The organism is Conexibacter sp. SYSU D00693 (genome assembly GCF_017084525.1).
Classification (GTDB): domain Bacteria; phylum Actinomycetota; class Thermoleophilia; order Solirubrobacterales; family Solirubrobacteraceae; genus Baekduia.
The window spans coordinates 3,485,710-3,501,291 of sequence record NZ_CP070950.1 but is presented as its reverse complement, the minus strand read 5'-3'; the positions used below and the strand labels follow the sequence as shown (position 1 = coordinate 3,501,291).

13 protein-coding genes are annotated in these 15,582 nt (G+C 75.3%); 6 read left to right on the top strand and 7 right to left on the bottom strand.

From position 1 onward, the window contains the following. Positions 1–1,155 carry a glycosyltransferase family 4 protein gene (locus tag JUB12_RS17335; RefSeq protein ID WP_205696692.1) on the top strand — a complete coding sequence of 385 codons (1,155 nt, stop codon included), beginning with the start codon at positions 1–3 and terminating at the stop codon, positions 1,153–1,155. Here the strand turns inward: JUB12_RS17335 and JUB12_RS17330 are convergent. After that, positions 1,152–2,744 carry a hypothetical protein gene (locus JUB12_RS17330; protein ID WP_205696691.1) on the bottom strand — a complete coding sequence of 531 codons (1,593 nt, stop codon included), beginning with the start codon at positions 2,742–2,744 and terminating at the stop codon, positions 1,152–1,154. The two genes, JUB12_RS17335 and JUB12_RS17330, sit on opposite strands and share 4 nt — an antisense overlap. A 30-nt stretch (positions 2,745–2,774) precedes the next feature. Further along, the gene (locus JUB12_RS17325; RefSeq protein ID WP_241004304.1) at positions 2,775–3,398 is read right to left on the bottom strand and encodes a DedA family protein; all 624 of its coding nucleotides are present in this window, start codon (positions 3,396–3,398) and stop codon (positions 2,775–2,777) included. Between the two features lie 89 nt (positions 3,399–3,487). Here JUB12_RS17325 and JUB12_RS17320 point away from each other — a divergent pair, with 89 nt between their 5' ends. From JUB12_RS17320 to JUB12_RS17310, 3 genes are read left to right on the top strand one after another with little or no spacing between them, the layout of a single operon-like run. Continuing rightward, complete coding sequence (locus JUB12_RS17320; protein ID WP_205696689.1) at positions 3,488–4,954, top strand: DUF2142 domain-containing protein; 1,467 nt, start codon at positions 3,488–3,490, stop codon at positions 4,952–4,954. Beyond that, the gene (locus JUB12_RS17315) at positions 4,947–5,672 is read left to right on the top strand and encodes a hypothetical protein (protein ID WP_205696688.1); all 726 of its coding nucleotides are present in this window, start codon (positions 4,947–4,949) and stop codon (positions 5,670–5,672) included. Before JUB12_RS17320 ends, JUB12_RS17315 begins: the two co-directional genes overlap by 8 nt. After that, positions 5,669–7,840 (top strand): hypothetical protein, encoded by a 2,172-nt coding sequence (locus JUB12_RS17310; RefSeq protein ID WP_205696687.1) that lies wholly within the window; start codon positions 5,669–5,671, stop codon positions 7,838–7,840. Before JUB12_RS17315 ends, JUB12_RS17310 begins: the two co-directional genes overlap by 4 nt. On the opposite strand, the gene JUB12_RS17305 is transcribed toward JUB12_RS17310, so the two are convergent. Then, positions 7,837–9,036: a glycosyltransferase family 2 protein gene (locus JUB12_RS17305; protein WP_205696686.1), complete on the bottom strand. Its 1,200-nt coding sequence runs from the start codon at positions 9,034–9,036 to the stop codon at positions 7,837–7,839. The two genes, JUB12_RS17310 and JUB12_RS17305, sit on opposite strands and share 4 nt — an antisense overlap. A gap of 111 nt (positions 9,037–9,147) precedes the next feature. Further along, entirely contained in the window at positions 9,148–9,711 is a 564-nt protein-coding gene (rfbC, locus tag JUB12_RS17300) for a dTDP-4-dehydrorhamnose 3,5-epimerase (RefSeq protein ID WP_205696685.1), read from the bottom strand. Between the two features lie 39 nt (positions 9,712–9,750). On the opposite strand from rfbC, the gene JUB12_RS17295 reads away from it, so the two are divergent. Further along, positions 9,751–10,899: a glycosyltransferase family 4 protein gene (locus JUB12_RS17295; RefSeq protein ID WP_205696684.1), complete on the top strand. Its 1,149-nt coding sequence runs from the start codon at positions 9,751–9,753 to the stop codon at positions 10,897–10,899. Next, entirely contained in the window at positions 10,896–12,002 is a 1,107-nt protein-coding gene (locus JUB12_RS17290; protein ID WP_205696683.1) for a glycosyltransferase family 1 protein, read from the top strand. Before JUB12_RS17295 ends, JUB12_RS17290 begins: the two co-directional genes overlap by 4 nt. Before the next feature lie 61 nt (positions 12,003–12,063). Here the strand turns inward: JUB12_RS17290 and JUB12_RS17285 are convergent, their stop codons facing one another. From JUB12_RS17285 to JUB12_RS17275, 3 genes are read right to left on the bottom strand one after another with little or no spacing between them, the layout of a single operon-like run. Continuing rightward, the gene (locus JUB12_RS17285) at positions 12,064–12,852 is read right to left on the bottom strand and encodes a hypothetical protein (RefSeq protein WP_205696682.1); all 789 of its coding nucleotides are present in this window, start codon (positions 12,850–12,852) and stop codon (positions 12,064–12,066) included. A 60-nt stretch (positions 12,853–12,912) separates the two neighbouring features. Then, positions 12,913–14,046, bottom strand: a complete 1,134-nt coding sequence (locus tag JUB12_RS17280; RefSeq protein WP_205696681.1) for a glycosyltransferase family 4 protein — start codon at positions 14,044–14,046, stop codon at positions 12,913–12,915. 15 nt (positions 14,047–14,061) lie between these two features. Then, positions 14,062–15,561, bottom strand: a complete 1,500-nt coding sequence (locus JUB12_RS17275) for a lipopolysaccharide biosynthesis protein (RefSeq protein ID WP_205696680.1) — start codon at positions 15,559–15,561, stop codon at positions 14,062–14,064. Between the last annotated feature and the right edge of the window lie 21 nt (positions 15,562–15,582).

The window sequence follows — 15,582 nt, the reverse complement described above, 5'->3', positions numbered from 1 at the left end:
GTGAGCGTCGTGCGCCGGCTCACCGGCCGCGGCGGGGGCGCGCCCGGCCCGCTGGCGCCGCTGCGCCCGCAGGGGCTGCTCGACGTGCTGCGCGACGGGCCCGCGCCGCTGCGCACCGGCGGCAAGCCCACCGACCCCGGCGCGCTGCGCGTGGCGGTCGTCGTCCCGCAGTTCCGCCGCGGCAGCGGCGGGCACTCCACGATCGCCAACCTGGTCCGCGGCCTGGAGGCACGCGGCCACCGGGTCTCGCTGTGGGTCCAGGACGACGAGGGCCGCCTCGAGGGCCACGACGCGGGCGAGCTGTTCCGGCGCTTCTTCGGCGACGTCGCCGGTCCGGTGCACGCGACGTTCGACGCCTGGGAGGACTGCGACGTCGCGGTCGCCACGGGCTGGCAGACGGTGCCGCGGGTGCTCGCCCTGGGCGGCGCGCGGGCCCGCGCCTACCTCGTGCAGGACCACGAGCCCGAGTTCTACGCGACCTCCGCGGAGCGGATCTGGGCCGCATGGACCTACGGGCAGGGGCTGCACGCGATCTGCGCCTCGCCCTGGCTGGCCGACGTCGTGCGCACGACCTACGGCGCGCCCGCGTCGGCCTTCGACCTCGGCGTCGACCACGACCGCTACAAGCCGCTGCCGGTCGGCCGCGCCGACGAGACCGTGCTGGTCTACGCCCGCGCCGTCACGGCACGCCGCGCCGTGCCCCTCGCGCTGCTGGCGATGGAGGAGCTGGTGCGCCGCCGCCCCGGCGTCGAGGTCGCACTGTTCGGCGAGAGTCGCGAGATCGCGACGGCCTTCCCCCATCGCGCGCTCGGCGTCCTGGAGCCCGACGCCCTGGCGGGCGCCTACAACGGCGCCACCGTCGGCCTCTGCCTCTCGCTCACCAACCCGTCGCTCGTGCCGACCGAGATGCTCGCCTGCGGGCTGCCGGTGGTCGACGTGCGCTCGCCGTCGATGCTCGCGTGCTTCGGCGAGGACGGGCCCGTCGCGCTGGCCGACCCCGATCCGCTCGCGCTGGCCGCCACGGTCGAGCGCCTGCTCGACGACCTCGTCGAGCGCGCCGAGCGCACCCGCGCGGGCCTGGAGCTCGTCGCCCCGCGGACGTGGTCGGCGGCCGCCGAGCAGGTCGAAGCCGGCCTGCTGGCCGCGCTGGCCTAGGGCCGGACCGACCCCGCGCCGCGCAGCCGCTCGGCCACGTCGTAGTCGTAGACGTAGACGTTGAGCTGGCCGAAGCCGGTGACCGCCGCGGGCTTGCCGAAGATCCGCTGCGACGGCTCGGCGACCCCGGGCGCAGGGCCCTTCGTGTCGACGACGATGAAGGTCCGCACCCCCGGCTTGGGCACGTACCACGAGGAGATGCGGTGCAGGTGGTACGGGCAGAGGTCGGCGTTCCCCGCGCAGTGGTAGACGGGGTAGACCTTGGCCGCCGTCCGCGTCTGCCACGTCGTCGTGAGGGCGGACCAGTAGGGGCCGTAGCCGTGGTCCAGGCCCTGCTCGCGCACGAAGCGCGCGAGCGCGCCGGTGTCGCCGCCGCTCACGAAGTTCGAGGTGTTGGCGGTGGACTCGCCGCGCACGAGCTCGACGACCGACACGGCGGCGACGAGGGAGACGAGCACGCCGGTCAGGAGGCGGTCGCGGTCGTCACGCGCGGCCAGGACGACGAGCACGCAGAGCGCCGCCCACCCGGCCAGGACGTAGCGGGCGCTGAACTCGTCGACCGGCACCGAGGTCAGGACGAAGGCCGCCGCGACGAGCGTCCCGCCGACCGCCCAGAACGCGGCGTAGGCCCGCCACAGCAGGGGACGAGCGGTGAGCGCGGCGACCCCGCCCCGCCGCGTGCCGCGCACCGCGCGCCAGACGAGCACCGCCATCGCCACCGCGCACACCGCCGCGAGCGCCGACCACAGGTCGAGCTCCTCGCCGAACGGGTCGCCGTTGCCCCACGCCGCGACGATCGTGCCGAGCAGCCGCAGGTTGCGCCACAGCTCGTCGGACTCGGCGAAGGCGATCGTGAAGCCCGTGCTGCGCACGCCGCTGTCCTCGGCGACCGCGTGCAGCGCGAGGCCGCCGGCCAGCGCGAGCGCCGCGGCCGCCACGAGCGCGAGGCCGACCCGCCGCGGCAGGCCCTCGCGCTCGGCCAGGAGCGCGACGACGACCATGGGCACGAGCGCCGCCAGGACCACCAGGACGTCGGAGGCCACCCCCGGTCCCGTGAGCGCCCCGACGACGATCGCCCACAGCGCGAGCCGTCCGGGGCCCCACCCGGCGCCGCGCTCGACCAGCAGGACGACCGCCGCCGCGGCGAGGGCTGCGTGCGCGAGCACCAGGCCGTGGGCGTTGAGCTCGCCGAGCTGGGCGATCAGCAGCGGGCTCATCGCGCCGAGCAGCACCGCGCTGCACAGCGCCGCCCACCGTCCGGCCACCCGCCACGTCGCCCAGGCCACGGCCGCGACCGCCAGCCCCATGACGGCGAACGGCAGCAGCCCCCAGATCGCCCGGTGCCCGGGCAGGCCGCCGGTGAGCTGCAGCGACCACAGCGCCTCGTACCAGGCGTAGTTGCCCAGGAGCACCTCGCGCCCGGGGCCGGCCTCGTCAAGCAGCTCGGCGATGACGAACGGCGCCGCGTTGTCGGCGTTCAGCGCGAGCGTCTTGACCAGGTCCCGGCCCTGGACCACCAGCGCCAGGAGGAAGGCGACGCCGGGCACCGCCGGCAGCCACCAGGGGACGCGCTCGAGCCGCCGCAGCACGGCGGGGCACGGTAGCGCGGCGGCGGGCGGCTAGTCGGCCAGCGCGTCTGCGGTCCGGCGGCGGCGCACGCGCCGGTGGCGCCAGACGACGAACGCGGCCATCGCCACGACGAACGAACCGACGAGCAGCAGGTCGAAGTCCTCGACCGCGTGGCTGACGTCGCGCCACTGCTCGCCGAGCGCCCAGCCGCCGCCGATGAGCGCCGCGTTCCACAGCAGCGAGCCGGCCGTCGTCAGGCCGACGAAGCGCGCGAGCGGCATCTCGCTGAGGCCTGCGGGCACCGACACGACCGAGCGCACGCCCGGGATGAGCCGGCCGAAGAAGACGATCGGCGAGCCGTGGCGGTCGAACCAGTCGTCGGCGCGGTCCAGGCGCTGGTGGTCCAGGCGCAGGACCCGGCCCCAGCGCAGGAGGATGGCCCGCCCGCCGAAGCGCGCGATGCCGTAGAGCACGAGGGCGCCCACGACCGACCCCACCGTCGCCGTCAGGACGGCCGGCAGGTAGCTCATGTCCCCCGCGGCCACCTGCGCCCCGGCGAGCGGCAGGATGACCTCCGAGGGGATCGGCGGGAACAGGTTCTCGACCAGGATCAGGAAGGCGAGCACGGCGTAGCCGCCGCCCCCCGTGAGCAGGTCCTCGGCCCAGGCGGTCACCGCCCCCATGATGGCTGAGTCGGCTAAGGACCATGTCAACGGGCCGCACGCCGAGGCGAGGTGCACCGCGGCTACGATCCCTGCGCCCGATGCTCCGTCGCGCCATCCCCAGCGCCACGGCGGCTCGCTCGGTCCCGCTCCCGCTCGCGCTGCTCCTCGCCACCGCGCTCGTGCTGGGGCTCGCCTGGTCGGTGGTCACCGCGCCGCTGCAGGCCTTCGACGAGAGCGAGCACGTCGCCTACGCCGTGCACCTCGCCGAGACCGGCGACCGGCCGGCCGTCGACGGCGGCCGCGGCACCTACCCGGGCGCCGAGGCCATCGCGCTGGACCAGCTGGGCCTGCGGCGCATGCTGCAGAACCCGGGCGTCAAGCCGGCGTGGCGCGACCGCGACGCGCAGGCCTTCGACCGCGCGCAGGACGCACTGCCCGCCGACGCGGCGGAGGCGGGCGACGGCCCCAATCCGCTGGCCAAGAACCCGCCGCTGTACTACGCGCTCGAGGCGATCCCGTACCGCCTGACGCCCGGCGGCTTCCTCACCGACCTCCAGGCGATGCGCACCGTCTCGGTGCTGCTGCTCGTCCTCACGACGCTCGTCGCCTGGCTCGCCGCCGCCGAGCTCTTCACGCGCATGCTGCCGCGGGTCGTCGCCGCGGGCGCGGTGGCGCTGCACCCGATGGCCGGGCAGATCTCGGGCATCGTCAACGCCGACGCGCTGCTCATGCTCCTCAGCACGACCGCCCTGTGGCTGGCGATCCGGGCGTTCAAGCGCGGGCCCGAGCCACGGCGGATGGCGCTCTTCGGCCTCGCCGCGGGCGGCGCCCTGCTGACCCACGGCCGCGGCATCGCCCTGGTCCCGTTCGTCGTCGCGGCCGCCGCCGTCATCGCGTTGCGCCACCGCGACGACCTGCGGCGCGCGGCCATCGGCGCCGGCGCCGCGCTCGCGGGCCTGGCGCTCTGCGGCCTGGTGCTGAAGGTCATCGGCGGCGGGACCGGCGGCGCCTACGGCGGCGAGGCGAACTTCGACGTCGGTGGCGCGTCGGTCCGCGGCTTCCTGAGCTTCGTCTGGCAGTTCTACCTGCCGCCGCTGGAGACGATGGGCGCCCGCGTCGGGCCCGAGTACGGCTTCCGCCAGGTCTTCGTCGACACGGGGTTCGCGAGCTTCGGCTCCTACGAGGTCGTCCTGCCCGAGGCCGCTCGCGCCGCCGTCCAGGTGGGGCTCGTCGGCGCCTTCCTCGTCCTGCTGGCCCTCGGCGTGCGCCACTGGGACCGGCTGAAGGCCCACGCGCTGCAGGTCGTCCTCGTCGGCCTCTTCGCGGGCGCGATCGTCGGCTTCCTGCACCTCGCCTCCTACCGCGCGATCCTCGGCGGCGGCGACCCGCTCATCACCGGCCGGTACCTGCTGCCGGCCATCGGCGCCTTCGCCCTTGCGCTCGCGACGATCGCCGACCGCCTCCCGCGCCGCGCCGGCGCGCTCGCCGCCGCCGTGGTGCTCGTCGGCCTGCTCACGCTCTCGACCATGGGGATCGGGGAGACCCTGCTGCGCTCCTATGCGTGACGCGCTGCGCCGTCTGCCTCCGCTCGCCGCGACGGCCACCGCCGTCCTGGCCGCCCTGGTCTTCCTGGGGATCGTCGCGCCGACCCTGCTGCAAGGCCGCTCGTTCGTGTCCAGCACGCCGACCAGCGAGCCGCGCACCGCCGTCGTCGACGTGCCGGTGCCGGCGGGCAGCGAGGTGTGCGCCGCGGGCTTCGGCCTGAGCCCCGATGCGGCGGTCGCGCAGATCGCCGGCCGGGCGGAGGGTCCGCTGCCGCCGGTCGCCCTCACGCTGAGCGCGCCGGGGTTCCGCGCGACCGGCAGCCTCGAGGCCGGCTGGGCGTCCGGCCCGCCCGTGCGGGTGCCGCTGTCGCGCTCGCCGGGGCGCGAGCTCGACGGCGCGCGGCTGTGCGTGCGCAACCGCGGCCGGGTGGCGTTCGACCTGCTCGGCGCCGACGAGCCGCGCGGCCTCGCTCCGGGGGTGACCGTCACGCGCGACGGCCGGCCGACCGGCACCGCGGCACAGCCCTGGATCGTCCTACGCGAGCGCGGCGACGGGTCGCTGCTCGGCAAGGCCGGCGAGGTCTCCCGGCGCATCGACGCGACGCGCCCCACGCCGCGGCTCCTGCTTCACCTCCTCCTGCTCGCGGTCGTCGTCGGCGCCCCGATCGCCCTCACCGTCGCGGTGCTGCGCGCCAGCCGGGCCGACGCCGCGGCGGACGCCGTCCGCCCTCGCCTGTGACCCAGCGCCTGCACCGCCTGCTCGCGCACCCCCGCGCGCCGCTGGTCGTCCTCGGCCTGCTCGTCCTCGCCACGACCGTGTGGACGGCGTGGTTCGGGCTGGACAACCACGACCGCCAGAACGACGAGTACCTCTCGGTCCTCGGCTCCCGCCAGATCGCGGCCGACCCCATCAAGGGCATCTTCGCCACGAGTTACGGCGACCGCGGACCCGAGCGTCTGACCGGGATCCTGCTGTGGATCGCGCAGGCCTGGCCGGGTCCGACGGCCGCCGACTTCCAGGCCGGCCGCGTGCTCATCGCACTGTGCGGCGCGCTCGTCGCCGTGCCGACCTACCTCCTGGCGCGGGGCGTGGGCCTCGGCCGGTGGCTGGCGGTCGCGACCGGCGCGGTCGCCGTCGTCACCCCGTGGGCGGTGTTCGGCGAGACGTTCCTCAACACCGTCCCAGGCCTGCTCATGTGCACGCTGCTGTTCCATGCGATGTGGCGCAGCACGGTGCGGCCGTCGATCGGAGCGGACGCATGGGTACTCGCCACCGCGCTCCTGGCCACGGCGGCGCGCGTGAGCTCGATCGCGTTCGTCCTCGCCCTCGCGCTCGCCATCCCGGTGACGGCGTGGCGCGACCGCCCGGCGGACGTCGACCGCCGTACCTGGCTGCGCCGGCTGCCGCTCGTCGTCGCCCGCCAGCACCCGCTGCTCGCGGGCGTGGGGCTGCTCGGCGCGCTGGCGCTGGCGGTGCGCGGTCAGGCGGGCGTCATCGGCGGCTACGGCTCGCAGATCACCGACCAGTCCATAGAGCTCGGCCGGCTTGGCGACCAGGCCTTCGAGGTGCTCGGGCGCCTCGCGCCGACCGTGGCGGTCATCATCGCGGTGTTCGGCGTCGTATGGCTCGCGCGCGAGGTCGTACATCCCCGCGGGCGCGAGACCGGCGCCTTCGCGGTCGTCGCTCTCGGCGTCTTCGTCGCGTACTCCTACGTCTTCTACACCGCGACGCTTGAGGACCGCTACGTCACGCCGCTGCTGCCGCTGCTAGTCGTCGCGGCGGCGCGGCCTCTCGCGACCGGCGAGGTGGGCTGGGTCGGCGCGGCGATCGGCGGGGCGGTCGTCGCCCGCGCCGTCGCGGTCGGCGGCCCGCAGACCAATGAGTTCCCGTACGCGGCGTTCATCGACGCCGGCTCCATCTTTCTCAAGCGCGTCGTCGAGGGCCGCGTCTCGAACGTCGTGGGCGGCGGGTCGCTAACCGTCCTGCTGCTCGCCCTGGCGGCGCTGGCCGTTGGCTTGGCGCTCCTCGTCGCCCGGCGACCCGCGCGGCGGGCGGTTGTCGCCGGGGTCGTCCTCGCGCTTGTCACCGTGCACGGCGCGGTGGCGGGGACCTACGCGATGAACCGCTACACCGACCTTGCGGGACGCCCCGGCACGAGCTTCGCCGCCCTGTCGTTCGCCGACGAGGAGGTCGGAGTCGACGGTCCCGTCGCGGTGTTCGGGTCGCCCGTTGGCGGCGGCGACGTCCGCCAGCGCCTGCTTGAGGTCAACTACTTCAACCGCTCGGCGCGCGCCACATTGCTGCTCGACGACGTCGAGCAACGCAACTTCTGCTGCGCGCCGAACCCCACCGGGAACACCGCAGTGGTCGCCGACGAGCGCACCGGCGCGGTGCGCGTCGTGCGTCAGGAGGGTGCGCCGCTGCCGCGCTGGTACGTCGCCCCGACGGGCTTCGCGCGCCTGGCGTTCGACGGCGTCTGGCGCGCGCAGTCCCCGAGCGCCGCGGCGCTTGTGGAGCGCGATCCGCGCCGCCCGCTGCAGCTCGCCTATGCGTTCCTGGACGGCACCTTCGAGGACGACGGCTGGTCGCGGGGCGCCGAGCCCATGCGCCTGCGCGCGTTCCCGGCGAGCGTCGGGGGCACGTCGCGCAGATGCGTTCAGATGATCGTGACGGCCCCGCCCCTCATCGACGACGCGCCGCCCACCACGCGATGGTCGGTCGGCGCGCGGAGCGGCGAGCGGCGAACGGGCGAGCTCCAGCCCGGCGAGCGGGCCGACGTCCGCGTCGCCCTGCCAGAGGGCGACGCGCCCGTCCTGGTCAGTGCCGGCGCCACGCCGTCGCGCGCTATCGGCGGCGAGCGCGAGGCCGCGCTGCGCCTCGATGACGTCCGCGTCGTCGGCTGCTAGGCGGCGGTCGGCTGCTCGTCCTTGTCGACCCGGCGCAGGCCCAGGATCGACAGCAGGAACGACGAGAAGAAGACCTGGACGCCGACGATCATGAGGGTCGCGGCCAGCACGGAGAGCTTCTCCTCCGACAGCGAGCCGAAGCCGTTGTCGATCCACTTGATGAGGATCACGGCGCCGATGACGACGCCGGCGAGGGTGATGGCGCCGCCGAGCGCCAGCCCGTGCTCGAGCTGGTAGTGGTCGCGCATGCGGTCGAACCACGTGTCACGCTCGCCCATGAAGTACTTGCCGTAGGCGTGGGCGGCCAGGCCCAGGGCGACGACCTGCGTGCCGACGATCATCGCCAGCGAGCCCGCGACCATCGTGTGCAGCTCCCACTGGCGGCCGAAGATCTCGATGTCCAGGACGCTGGTCAGCGAGATGATCACGCCCAGCAGCGCGATGACGGCGCCCGGCAGCACGAACAGGTGGTTCGGGCTGTGGACGAGCAGGAAGCGCAGGTGGCGCCAGCCGTCGCGGAACGTCGACAGCTTCGACTCGCCGCCGCGCGGGTGGTACTGGATCGGGAACTCCCGGATGTCCAGGTGCTCCTTGCCGGCGCGGATGACCATCTCGGAGGCGAACTCCATGCCGGTCGTGCGCAGGTCCAGGCGGGGAAGGACGTCGCGGCGCAGGGCGCGCATGCCGCAGTGCGCGTCGCGGATGCCCGTCTTGAAGAAGAGGTTGAGGATCCCGGAGAGGATCGGATTGCCGACGTACTGGTGCAGCCACGGCATGGCGCCCGGCTGGATGTTGTCCATCCGGTCGCCCATCACCAGCTCGGCGCCGTCGTCGAGCTCTTTGACGAAGTTCGGGATCTCGGCGAAGTCGTAGGTGAGGTCCGCGTCGCCCATGACGATGTACTTGCCGCGGGCGGCGGCGAAGCCGGCGAGGTAGGCGGAGCCGTAGCCGCGGCGCGGCTCGTGGATGACCCGGGCGCCGGCGGCGGCGGCCAGCTCGGCGCTGCGGTCCTCCGAGGCGTTGTCGGCGACGACGACCTCCCCGGGGATCCCCCGTTCCCGCAGGACGTCGAGGGCGCTTCTGACGCAGGCCTCGATGTTCTCCTCCTCGTTGAGGCAGGGGATCACGACGGAGACGACGAGGTCGTCGGTGGGCGCCTGCTGCGGCGCTGAGGTGGTGGTCTCGAGCGTGCTCATGGGAGTGCTGGGGAGGGACGTGGCAGCGCCTCTCGAGAGGCGTTTTCCCTAGCAGAACGCGAACGAACGGGGAAGGTCGCGTTGTTGCCCATCGTACCGAGACCGTCCCCACTACCAGTCGGGGAGCTGCGTCTCGAACTCGGCGAACGTCGGCGCGGTGCGATCGCGCTCGCTGAAGATCCACTCGGCCTCGGGCAGCTGCCAGTCGACGCCGATCGCCGGGTCGTCGAACTTGATCCCGCGCTCGACGTCGCCGGCGTAGTAAGCCGACTGCTTGTAGAGGACGTCGGCGACGTCGGAGGTCACGACGAAGCCGTGGGCGAACCCCACGGGCACGTAGAGCAGCCGCAGGTCCGTGTCGGAAAGCTCGAAAGCCTCCCACTCGCGGTAGGTCGGCGAGGAGCGGCGCAGGTCGACGAGGACGTCGACGATCGTCCCCCGGCCGCAGCGCACGAGTTTCGCGGCGCCAGCGCCGATCTGGAAGTGCAGGCCGCGGACGGTCCCGCGGGCGCTTCGCGAGTGGTTGTCCTGGACCCAGCGCTCCTCGATCCCGAACCGCGCCAGCTCGTTCTCGCGGAAGGTCTCCGCGAAGAACCCGCGCTCGTCGGCGAACACGGCCGGCCGGAGGAGCACGGGCCCGTCGAGCCGCGTCGGGATCCGCTCGAAGCGCGCCATGACGGCGCCCGACCCTAGCGACTGCTTGGATGGACCGGCATGCGGATCTGCCTGGTCTACGACTGCCTGTTCCCCTGGACCGTGGGGGGCCTCGAGCGCTGGATGCGCAACCTCGGCGAGGCGCTGGCGGCCGACGGGCACGACGTGACCTACCTCACGCGGGTGCAGTGGGCGCAGGACGAGCCCCCGGAGGTCCCGGGCGTGCGGGTGGTGGCGGTGTCGAAGGACGAGCCGCTCTACGGGCCCGACGGCAGCCGGACGATCGGCGAGCCGCTGCGCTTCGGCTGGGGCGTGCTCAAGCACCTGTGGCGCCACGGCCGCGACTACGACGTCGTCCACACCGCGTCGTTCCCGTACTTCTCGCTGCTGGCCGCCGGCGTGGCACGCCGCCGCGGCCGCTACCGGATCGTCGCGGAGTGGCACGAGGTGTGGTCGCCGTCGTACTGGGCGGAGTACCTCGGCGGCGTGAAGGGCCGCGTGGCGCGGGCGATCCAGGCGGCGTGCGCGCGGGTGCCCCAGCAGGCCTACTGCTTCAGCGCGCTGCACGCTCGACGGCTGCGCGAGGAGGGGCTGCGCGGGACGCCGACGGTCCTGCGCGGCGAGTGGGCGGGCTTGCTCGAGCGTCCGTCTCCCGCACCGGCGTCCGGGGAGGTCGTCTTCGCGGGGCGGCTCATCCCCGAGAAGCAGGCGCCGGCCGTCGTGCCGGCGGTGGTCGAGGCCGCGCGGCGGGTCGCCGGGCTGCGCGGCGTCATCTTCGGGGACGGGCCCCAGCGGGCGGAGGTCGACGCGGCGATCGCGCGTGCGGGGGCGACGGAGCTCGTGCGCGCACCGGGGTTCGTCGACGGCTCGGAGGTCGAGCACGCCCTGCGCCACGCCACGTGCATGCTGCTGCCCTCGACGCGCGAGGGCTACGGGATGGTCGTCGTGGAGGCGGCCGCGGCGGGAGTGCCGAGCGTCGTGGTCGCGGCGCCGGACAACGCGGCAGTCGAGCACGTGGAGGACGGCGTGAACGGCTTCGTCGCGCCCTCGGCCTCGCCGTCCGACCTCGCGGACGCGATCGTCAGGTGCCACGAGGGCGGCGAGGCGCTGCGCGAGTCGACCGCCGACTGGTTCGCCGCGCACGCCGAGGAGCTGTCGCTGCAGACGTCGCTCAGGACGGTCCTCGCGGGCTACGCCGCCGGGGCATGAGCCTCGTCGCGGCGATCGACGCGCGGGCGGCCGCGGAGGTCCCCGCCGGGCGCGGGCGCTACGTCCGCGAGCTGCTGCGCGCCCTCGCCGCCCTGCCCGAGGCGGCCGACGCGCGGTTCGTCCTGCTCGCGCGCGAGCGCTGGGAGGACCCGGCCCTGGACGCGCGGTTCTCGTGGTCGCTCATCGGCCTGCCGGATCCGGCGTGGCACGCGGTCGCGGCGGTCCGGGCGAGCCGCGCGGCCGACGTCGTCCTGTCGACCAACTCCTACCTCACCGCCTGGGGCACGTGGAAGCCGACGGCGATCTACGTCCACGACCTCATCTCGCTCGTCGAGCCGGGGTGGGCCCAGCCCCGCGCCGGCCGCATCGAGCGGGCGACGATCCGCCCCGCCCTGCGCCGCGCCGCCGCGCTGCCGTGCAACTCCCAGGCGACGCTCGACGACCTCGTGCGGCTGTTCCCCGCCGTGGCGTCCAAGGCGTCGGTGATCCCCCTCGCGGCAGACCCGCCGCGCGGCGCCGTCGGCCTCGAGCCGGGGGAGGTCGCGGCGCGCCACGGCCTGCGCGAGCGCCAGTTCGTCCTGGCCGCCGGGACGCTCGAGCCGCGCAAGAACCTCGAGCGCCTCATCGCCGCCTGGGCCGCGCTGCCCGACGACGTCCGTGCCGGGAAGGCGCTGGCGCTCGTCGGCCCCACCGGCTGGGACGCCGGCCCGATCCTCGACGCCGCCCGCGCCAACCCCGACGAGGTCAAGCTCCTGGGCTTCGTCTCCGACGACGAGCTGCGCGCCCTCTACGCCGGCTGCGCCGCGTTCGCCTACCCGTCGCTCTACGAGGGCTTCGGCCTCCCGGTCCTCGAGGCGATGGCCGCCGGGGCCCCGGTCCTCACGTCCTCGATCTCGTCCCTGCCCGAGGTCGCCCAGGACGCCGCCCTGCTCGTCGAGCCCCACCACGTCCTCGCGATCACCGAGGCGCTGCGCCGCCTGCTCACCGAGCCCCGCCTCGCCGACCGCCTGCGCGACCTCGGCCCCCAGCGCGCGGCGGCCTACTCCTGGGAGCGCACGGCGCGGGAGCACCTCACGCTCCTGCGCGCCCTCGCCCGGGGATGAAAAGTGCCAGGCACTTTTCACCGCGCGCCCCCGCCCAGGGACGAAAGGTGCCTGGCACCTTTCACCGCTCGCCGCCGTAGGGCTGCCCGCAGGCGAGGCGGCCGAGGTCGCGGGAGGTGCGGGCCCGCGGGTCCCAGGCCTCCAGCCGGCCGGCCGTGTCGCTCACCAGCAGCGTCCCCGCGGCGTCCCAGCCCTGGACGAACGCCCCGCGCCGCGTCCGCACGACCGCGCCCCGCAGCCCGTCGCGGACGGTGATCTGCCGCCCCTGCGCCGTCGCGACCAGCCCCGCAGGCCCGAAGCGCAGGGCGTCGATGCGCGGCAGGCGCACCGTCGGGCCCTTCGGCGAGACGGCGAGCACCGCGGTGGCGCCCGGCCGCCGCACGGCCACGTGCAAGACCCCGCGCGCATCGAAGTCCGTCGCCACCAGGACGCCGGCGATCCGTGCCACGCGCCGGGCCGCCTCCGGACGGTCCAGGCGCTTGACCCAGACGTCCTGCACGAACCGTCCTCGTCGCTCGCTCAGGGCCGTCCACGCCACGCGCCGGCCGTCCATCGAGAGCCGCGGGCTGCCCGCCGCGTGGCTGGCCAGCAGGCGCGACGGCTGCGGCACGACCCGCACGATGCGCGTCTGCCCGTTGGTCCCCAGCGTCGCCACGACCGCCTGCCCGACTCGCGCCGCGATCCCGTTGAGCTGCGCGCCGTTCGTCAGCCGCTCGAGCCGTCCGTCGGCGTGCAGCGCGTGCAGGTCCGTCGCGCCCGGTCGCGGTCCGCACGCGACGTACCAGGGGCCCGCGTCGGCCGCCTGCGCGGCGACGGCGGTGGCGATCGAGAGAGCAGCGACGGCGAGCACCGACCGACCTTATCCGTGCCGCCTGACCATCCAGTGACGGGGTGCCAGGCACCCGCCGCCTCACCGCACGCGGTCGTAGGCCGCCGCGAGGCGGTCCGCGGCCGCCTCGAGCGACCACCCGCCGAGCCGCTCTGCCGCGAGGTCGGCGTCCGCCACCGGGACACCCGCCGCGAGGAGGTCGGCCAGCGCGGGCCAGTCGCCCGGAGCCACCACGGAGGCGACCCCGTCGACGACCTCCGGGATCGCGCCCGACGCGGTCGTGACGATCGGCGTGCCGGCGGCGAGCGCCTCGGCGAAGACCATCCCGAACTGCTCCTCCCAGAAGACGTGCGGGACGTCGAGGGGGTGCAGGCCGCCGCCGGCGGAGGGCAGGGACATGAGGCACATGGCGCGGGCGCGACCGAGGACGGACGGCATCTCGTCGTAGGGGACCGCCCCGATCCGCACGCGGTCGCCGATGCCGAGCTCGTCGGCGTGGCGGCGCAGGCGCTCCTCCTCGGGCCCCGACCCGACGATCCGCAGGTGCGGCACCGAGGCACCGCGACGGCGCAGGAGGGCCAGCGCGCGCAGGACGTCCTGGTGGCCCTTCTCCCACACGAGCCGCCCCGGCGAGACGATCAGGTCCTCCCGCTCGCCGGCCGGCACCGCCGCCGCGGCGAACCGCCCGACGTCGATCCCCGGCGCGCTCACCGACACCTTCTCCGCCGGGACGCCCTCGAGCAGCAGCGCGTCCGCGGCGCGCTGCGTCGCGGCGAGGAAGAGGTCGGTGCCCTCGAGCACCTCGCGCCGGCGGCGCCGAGCGGGCGCCGTCCGGTAGGCGTCGAGCAGCGGCAGCGTCTCCCAGGCGGTCTGGACGACCCGCACGTCAGCGCCCCGCAGACGGGCCCGCGCGACGTCCGCGGCGAACCAGTAGCCCAGCTCCTCGGCGTGGACGACGTCGACGCCCTCGAGCAGCGCGCTGAGCCCGCGGTAGCGATCGCCGAGCAGCCCGCGCAGGGGCCTGCCGAGCGGCGCCGGCACCGCGTCGAGCACCGTGCGCACCTCGACGGACTCCAGCCCGAGAGACGACACGTCCCACCCGTTGGCCCGCGACCGCGCGAGCCGCACGGAGAACCGCGCGGGCAGCGCCTCCCACGGGCGCAGCTCCCACGCCGTCGCCTGGTGGCCGCGGGCGAGGAGGACCGTCGTCGTCACCGCGACAACGCTACGTCAGCGCCGGCGCAGCGCATCGAGCGCCTCGGCGGGGACGACGCGCCCCCACAGGACGAGCACGCCGTAGAGCGCCCCACCGACGACCGCCCCCACCGGCTCGGGCAGCGGGACCCCGAGCCCGACGCCGAGCGCGATCGCCGCCGCCGGCAGGACGCCGGCCGTCCGGGGCCGCAGGTGCAGGTGGAAGCCCCGCCGCCGCAGCGCCAGCGCGAGCAGCCCGGCCAGGGCCACCTCGGCCACGACGATCGCCACGGCGCCGCCCGAGGCGCCGAACGCCTGGATGAGCGGCAGCGCCGCCGCGACCGCCACCACGAACGCCGACGCGTTGGCCCGCAGCAGCGCCCGGTGGTCGCGCAGGCTCAGCAGCCCGTAGGACCACGCCGCCACGAGGAAGTTCGCGGGCAGCGCGAGCAGCTGCCAGCGCAACGCCTGGGCCGAGTCGCCGATCGGCTCGTCGCCGACCACGAGCTCGATGGCCACCTGCGCGCCGAGCACCCCCACCACCACGATGGCGCCGCCCAGCACCAGCCCGACCTCCGCCATGCGCTCCAGCGCGTTGCGCAGCCGGGCGCTGTCGCGGTCCGCGGCCCGCGCGAGCACCGGGAACGCCGACGCCGTGATGATCGCCGGCACCGCCAGCGCGATCTCGCACAGCCGGAACGAGACCGAGAAGTCGCCGGTCTCCGCCGCCGTCGCCGTGACCGACATGAGCAGCAGGACCACGCGGAAGTACAGCGATCCGAACGCCGTCGCGGCGGCGACGGGCAGCGCGTCGCGCGTCAGAGCCCGCCAGCGCGCGCGGTCACGGGCCGGCATCCACGGCGCGTCGCGCCGCACGACCGGCGCCATCACCGCGAGCGCCCCCAGCGCCGCCGCGCCCGACAGCGCGTAGAACGGGACGAGCCCGGCGCCCGCCAGGACGAGCACCACCACGAGGGCGACGTTCACCCCGTTGCGGACGAGGTCCGAGACCGCGAGCCAGCCCAGCTGCAGGCGCACGGCGAGCGGCACCGCGAAGCCCGCGACGTAGTCGGCGACGAGCAGCCCGGCGCCCGCCACCGCGACGCCGATGAGCATCTCGGACTCGTAGCCGGCGAGCACCGCGAAGGCCCCCACCACCACGACACCCGCGACCGTCAGCAGCATCCGCAGCCCGAGGACGGCGCGCAGCAGCGGCCGGCGGTCCTCCGGGCGGGCGCTCGTGTACTCGCGGGTCGCGATGTTCGTGAGCGTCTGGTCGGTGATGATCGCCACGAGCGAGATGAGGGTCGTGACGGTCAGCAGCCGGCCGTAGTCCTCCTTGCCGAGGTGGCGGACGATGAGGGGCGCCGACAGCGCCGCGATGGCGAGGCCCGCCGCGAAGCTCGCCGTCCGCAGGGCACCGCCACGGACGACCGCATGGCCCGCCTCGGGCGTGTCCAGCAGCTCGACCGTGGCGTCGGCGCCGCCCGCCGGCGGACCGGCAGACCGCGGTGCGTCGGAGTCGGCGCCGGCCACTGCGGCGCAGCCTACGAGCAC